General features: G+C 35.5%; 6 protein-coding genes and 1 pseudogene. 2 read left to right on the forward strand and 5 right to left on the reverse strand.

The window, feature by feature from the left end; genetic code table 11:
* Positions 1 to 297, reverse strand: a pseudogene (locus tag CD122_RS12190) (hypothetical protein); the annotation flags it as partial.
* Between the two features lie 127 nt (positions 298 to 424).
* Here CD122_RS12190 and CD122_RS11490 point away from each other — a divergent pair.
* Positions 425 to 1,462, forward strand: coding sequence for a tyrosine-type recombinase/integrase (locus CD122_RS11490; protein ID WP_103359037.1), 1,038 nt, complete (start codon positions 425 to 427; stop codon positions 1,460 to 1,462).
* A gap of 290 nt (positions 1,463 to 1,752) precedes the next feature.
* On the opposite strand, the gene CD122_RS11495 is transcribed toward CD122_RS11490, so the two are convergent.
* Positions 1,753 to 2,151 carry a type II toxin-antitoxin system PemK/MazF family toxin gene (locus CD122_RS11495; protein WP_103359038.1) on the reverse strand — a complete coding sequence of 133 codons (399 nt, stop codon included), beginning with the start codon at positions 2,149 to 2,151 and terminating at the stop codon, positions 1,753 to 1,755.
* On the reverse strand, positions 2,141 to 2,671 hold the full coding sequence (locus CD122_RS11500) for a Panacea domain-containing protein (protein ID WP_103359039.1): 531 nt from the start codon (positions 2,669 to 2,671) through the stop codon (positions 2,141 to 2,143). The genes CD122_RS11495 and CD122_RS11500 overlap by 11 nt, the downstream gene beginning before the upstream one ends.
* 405 nt (positions 2,672 to 3,076) lie before the next feature.
* Here CD122_RS11500 and CD122_RS11505 point away from each other — a divergent pair, with 405 nt between their 5' ends.
* Positions 3,077 to 3,277, forward strand: coding sequence for a cold shock domain-containing protein (locus tag CD122_RS11505; RefSeq protein ID WP_103359040.1), 201 nt, complete (start codon positions 3,077 to 3,079; stop codon positions 3,275 to 3,277).
* Between the two features lie 57 nt (positions 3,278 to 3,334).
* Here the strand turns inward: CD122_RS11505 and CD122_RS11510 are convergent, their stop codons facing one another.
* Positions 3,335 to 3,697, reverse strand: a complete 363-nt coding sequence (locus tag CD122_RS11510) for a DUF1304 domain-containing protein (RefSeq protein WP_103359041.1) — start codon at positions 3,695 to 3,697, stop codon at positions 3,335 to 3,337.
* Positions 3,698 to 3,888: 191 nt separating this feature from the next.
* Positions 3,889 to 5,039, reverse strand: a 1,151-nt coding sequence (locus tag CD122_RS12195) for an LPXTG cell wall anchor domain-containing protein (RefSeq protein ID WP_240624168.1), incomplete at its 5' end; no start/stop codon positions are given.

Below are 5,039 nucleotides of genomic sequence, written 5' to 3' on the forward strand. Positions count from 1 at the left end.
GTTCATCGACTTTCTAAAAAGTTGAATGAGATTAGGAAAAACAAATCTATTCATTAACCAAATTATAGCAGGTACTAATAATAAGCAAATTATGTTTTCTATGGCATAATGAAAATTTATATACTTTTTCAATTCAAGAACAGATAAAAAAATACCGACGTTAACTAAAGAAAACATTATTGAAAACATCTTTTTAATCTCTGGACTTTCTGTATCGAAAATAGATAGATAATCTAAATAAATATATGTGAATAATCCTGCAACACCTGAACTACAAAACAACAATATTGTTTCCAAATTCTCACCTACTTTTTTCTTTATTATATCACATTTAGTACTAGGCGCTAAATATACTGGGTAGCCCGCCTACCCTATATATTTTTACAAATAAACAGAACATACGTTCTAAAAGGAGGCATAGAGAATGAAAACACGCTGTTATGATGGAAAAAAATGGCAATATGAATTCAAATACGAAGGGAAACGTTACAGAAAAAAAGGTTTTAAGACTAAACGTGACGCTAATGCCGCCGGTTTAGATAAACTCAACGAATTAAGAAACGGTTTTAAATTCGATAACGACTTGACTTTCCAAGACTATTTTCAAAATTGGATTGAAGTTTATAAAGAAAATGTTGTTTCAAAAAATACATTTAGACATTACCGATTCACATTGAAACATATCCAACAACACAAAATAGGCAAAGTAGAAATGTCCAAATTAAATAAGCAAATGTATCAAAAATTTATTAATGACTTTTCAAAAACTCATTCAAAAGAGACCATTAGGAAAACCAATGGTGCTATTAAATCAGCTTTAGAAGATGCAGTATATGATGGCTTAATAAATAAAAACCCCACTTACAAAATATCTTATAAACCTGGCAAGCCCTCTAAATCAGAAGAAGATAAGTATGTATCTTTAAAAGATTATGAAGTTCTAAAAAGTTTCTTGAAAAACAACTCATCAAAGTCAGCTTTAGCTTTGTACATTATGATTTGCACTGGGTGTCGTGTTAGTGGTGTTAGATCATTAAAATTAGAACATATTAATGAACTTAAAAATGAGTTGTATATAGATGAACATAAAACCGACGCTTCTCCTAGATATGTCGCTATTGGCAAGGAAGATATGCAACATATATTAAAGGCTGTCAAAAATGCTGTAATTAGTTATGATGGTTATATTTTCAAAGATACCGGTACAATTATAAGTGTCAATGCTATAAACAAAACTCTTAAAAGAGCATGTGAACAGCTTGGCATAAAATATATAACGTCTCACGCTTTGCGTCATACTCATTGTTCTTACCTTTTAGCGAAAGGTGTTTCAATATATTATATTTCAAAGAGATTAGGACATAAAAATATATCTGTAACAACAGAAATTTACTCGCATTTATTAGAAGAAAAATTTAAAGAAGAAGAAGAAAAAACAAAAAACATCCTAGATGTTATGTGATTTTTAGGGACCGGATAGGGACCCAAACCCTTGTACCTCCAATGATTTCAAGGGCTATAAATTCCTTCCGAGGGGGTTCTAATTCTTTATTTCATGCACATTGCGCTCGTTTTGAGACATCAGTGTGACCAAACAGTACAGTCGTTTGGCGGATATATATTTAAAAAGGAATCTCGTTTTTATGGCGGGGTTCTTTTTTCATTTATTTAGAGACCTAAAACAAATAGGCTCTTAGAGTAAGTGGCGCATATAGGTGTTTTACGACAATCGTAGAAAAATGCAGACAATAATTAAGAAAACAAGTTTTTGCTAAAATCTTTGAATCTACTTTCAATGTTTTCGTATGCCATAGGTAAATTCAATTTTAGATCACCTAATACATTACTTTTGACCTCTTTATTATGGACAGTTGTAATTTTATGACATCTGACAAATGACGGAATATGTTTTAAATGGAGAATATGACATTCTGCTTCGTACAGCTGAAAATCATATTTGGGGTGGCGTTTAGAAACATCTTGAATTTTTGAAACGGGCAAAACAATAAAGTCACATGGAAAACGTTCAGACTCACAGCCGATGACTAAAGAAGGACGACCTTTGAACTTTTTAGACTTTGTTTTCATATCAAAATAAGGGAATTTAGCTACTACTACTTTACCTATATCGTCTTTCGGCTTACTGGGCATGGATGAAGTTCTCCTCATCAATGTCATCAAATTCATCTATATACATATCATATTGATAATCATATAGCCGCATCCCTTTTGCGTCTTCCATAATGTCTTCTAACAAAAGTTTGTTTTGTCCACGTTCTTTCGTTGAGAGCCCTTTTCGACTATTGATCCATGCGTGTTCTTGATGTGATTGCTCTCTTAAATTCCATGCAGTGTATTGACCATAACTATATATCGTATTCTCAACAATATACAACTCAGTGTCTGATAGTTGTGTTTCACATTCTGGTGCTTCAATAAAATCTTCAAATGCGCCTCTTATCGAAGGAAGGACAGGACCATGAATCCATCCTTCAAAACTTTCGTTAATGATAGGTTCACCTGTTAATGCGAGGGATGTTTTTTGAATATAATACATCATCTTGTGCATTTTCATTTCATCCCCTATTAATGGTTTGCCTGTAATTTCTTGATATTTCTTCACTAAAACTTGCAGAATTGCATATGTCTTTTGTACGCGATTTTCATACATATTAGATTCCCCCTTGGTTAATAGCATTATACGACAATTACATATGACGGGTATTTAGACTGTAAATCTGTAGTGTTTATCGATAAGTATCATTATACCTAAAAATTAATATAGTTTCAATTTTTATTAAGTTTGTCGGCGTTTCTAATATTCTTATGAAGCTCATCACAGCAATGTCAAAAGTAACTTATTTCAATTATATGGATAATAAACCTATGTTTTTCACATTTTTAAACTTTTTATTAGAATTCCCTTTACTTTTGTTCAAAGTACCTGTATAGTTAGGTCTATCGTAATAAAAGCTCGTGTAATTGAATTGTAGTTTATTTTGAAGAATATACTCCTTTTGATGAAAGAATTTTTTTACAGAAATAAAACGTGCATAACGCACACGGAGGTATTCTTATGTATAACGGTACAGTAAAATGGTTTAACGCAGAAAAAGGTTTTGGTTTCATCGAACGTGAAGAAGGTAACGACGTATTCGTTCACTTCTCAGCAATCGAAGGCGATGGCTACAAATCATTAGAAGAAGGTCAACAAGTGGAATTTGATATCGTATCAGGTGACCGTGGTGACCAAGCAGCTAACGTAATCAAGCGTTAATTTGTTATCACTAAGAATAACCGAGACATTTCATGTAGATGAAGTGCCTCGGTTTTTTTATGCCAACAATATGCTGATCAACGCGATAATCGGCAGTGTCCCCTGTTTAAAGAAGATACTTTTATCACTGGAAATGCCACCGTATAAGGCAACACCAATAATATAGACTAACAACGCGATACAAATTTCTTTAGGATTTGGAGAAATAAATGCACCATACAGCAATAGAACCCCTATTAAACCATTATAAATCCCTTGATTTTTAAGCAGTGTTTGAATATTTTCATCTCGTAATTTCTCCTTTGAGATGTTAAACACGCGACTTGTTGTATCTGAAGTTGGATTGATTGTTTCTAAATACATAATGTAAAAAAATTCTAATGCCACTAAAACAACAAGTATAGTAGATAAAACTGACATCCTTTTTTCCTCCTTTATTAGTTAACGTATTTTGCATTCATAATAATTTATTCCAAATGAATTAAAATACTATATTACTTTAATCCTTTTAGCACTTTTGTTACAAGCAATTGAACTTTTAAAATAAAATGTCTTTTACATAGAAAAGCCGCGCGAAATTTCGCACGGCTTTTTATTATAAGTGATGATTATTATGAGCGTTCATCACGTTTTTGACGACGTCTATTTCCTAAGAATAACGCGCCTAATCCAGCAAATAATGAACCAAGTAACGTACCATTCATGTCCTTGTCGTTACCTGTATCAGGTAATTGACCTTTATTGTCTTTGTTATCTGAGTCTTTATCTACATGGTCATCTTTTGCATCGGCATCAGAATCACTATCTGAATCTGCGTCAGAATCGCTGTCTGCGTCTGAGTTACTGTCTGAATCTGAGTCACTGTCTGAATCTGAGTCGCTGTCGGAATCCGAGTCGCTATCTGAGTCGGCATCACTATCTGAATCGGAGTCGCTGTCTGCGTCTGAATCGCTGTCTGAATCTGAGTCTGAGTCGCTATCTGAGTCTGAATCGCTGTCTGAATCTGAGTCTGAGTCGCTATCTGAGTCGCTGTCTGAATCTGAGTCACTATCTGAGTCTGAGTCGCTATCTGAGTCTGAATCGCTGTCTGAATCTGAGTCGCTATCTGAGTCTGAGTCGCTGTCTGAATCCGAGTCACTATCTGAGTCTGAGTCGCTGTCTGAATCTGAGTCGCTGTCTGAATCCGAGTCGCTATCTGAATCTGAGTCGCTGTCTGAATCTGAGTCACTATCTGAGTCTGAGTCGCTATCTGAGTCTGAGTCGCTATCTGAGTCTGAATCGCTGTCTGAATCTGAGTCGCTGTCTGAATCTGAATCGCTGTCTGAGTCTGAGTCGCTGTCTGAATCCGAGTCACTATCTGAGTCTGAGTCGCTGTCTGAATCTGAGTCGCTATCTGAATCTGAGTCGCTGTCTGAATCCGAGTCGCTATCTGAGTCTGAGTCACTATCTGAGTCTGAATCGCTATCTGAATCCGAGTCGCTATCTGAATCCGAGTCGCTATCTGAGTCTGAATCGCTATCTGAATCTGAGTCGCTGTCTGAATCTGAGTCGCTGTCTGAATCCGAGTCACTATCTGAGTCTGAGTCGCTGTCTGAATCTGAGTCGCTGTCTGAATCTGAGTCGCTATCTGAATCCGAGTCGCTATCTGAATCCGAGTCGCTATCTGAGTCTGAGTCACTATCTGAGTCTGAGTCGCTATCTGAGTCTGAGTCGCTATCTGAGTCTGAATCGCTGTCTGAATCTGAGTCGCTGTCTGAATCTG

It is taken from the genome of Staphylococcus rostri (assembly GCF_002902145.1).
GTDB lineage: Bacteria > Bacillota > Bacilli > Staphylococcales > Staphylococcaceae > Staphylococcus > Staphylococcus rostri.

What these genes read in the sequence shown, in the direction of transcription:
- CD122_RS11490 (WP_103359037.1), top strand. Translation starts at nt 425, where the DNA reads ATGAAAACACGCTGTTATGATGGAAAAAAATGGCAATATGAATTCAAA.
- CD122_RS11495 (WP_103359038.1), bottom strand. Translation starts at nt 2,151, where the DNA reads ATGCCCAGTAAGCCGAAAGACGATATAGGTAAAGTAGTAGTAGCTAAA.
- CD122_RS11500 (WP_103359039.1), bottom strand. Translation starts at nt 2,671, where the DNA reads ATGTATGAAAATCGCGTACAAAAGACATATGCAATTCTGCAAGTTTTA.
- CD122_RS11505 (WP_103359040.1), top strand. Translation starts at nt 3,077, where the DNA reads ATGTATAACGGTACAGTAAAATGGTTTAACGCAGAAAAAGGTTTTGGT.
- CD122_RS11510 (WP_103359041.1), bottom strand. Translation starts at nt 3,697, where the DNA reads ATGTCAGTTTTATCTACTATACTTGTTGTTTTAGTGGCATTAGAATTT.